Origin of the sequence: Colwellia sp. KU-HH00111 (genome assembly GCF_040362745.1) — a bacterium.
GTDB lineage: Bacteria > Pseudomonadota > Gammaproteobacteria > Enterobacterales > Alteromonadaceae > Colwellia.
In genome coordinates this window covers 1-479 of sequence record NZ_BAABWO010000026.1, presented here as the reverse complement: position 1 = coordinate 479, position 479 = coordinate 1, and the positions used below count along the sequence as shown (strand labels likewise).

At 50.7% G+C, this 479-nt stretch carries 1 rRNA gene; it reads left to right on the top strand.

Features of this window, described 5'->3' with window-relative positions:
* Positions 1-13: 13 nt before the first annotated feature.
* Positions 14-479, top strand: a 16S ribosomal RNA gene (locus ABXG98_RS18970); the annotation flags it as partial.

Here is a 479-nt window from a genome sequence, read left to right as displayed (position 1 = left end):
CACAAACGATTTTTAATTGAAGAGTTTGATCATGGCTCAGATTGAACGCTGGCGGCAGGCTTAACACATGCAAGTCGAGCGGTAACATTTCTAGCTTGCTAGAAGATGACGAGCGGCGGACGGGTGAGTAATGCTTGGGAATATGCCTTATGGTGGGGGACAACAGTTGGAAACGACTGCTAATACCGCATAACGTCTACGGACCAAAGGGGGGGATCTTCGGACCTCTCGCCATTTGATTAGCCCAAGTGAGATTAGCTAGTTGGTGAGGTAAAGGCTCACCAAGGCGACGATCTCTAGCTGGTTTGAGAGGATGATCAGCCACACTGGGACTGAGACACGGCCCAGACTCCTACGGGAGGCAGCAGTGGGGAATATTGCACAATGGGCGAAAGCCTGATGCAGCCATGCCGCGTGTGTGAAGAAGGCCTTCGGGTTGTAAAGCACTTTCAGTTGTGAGGAAAGGTGTGTAGTTAATA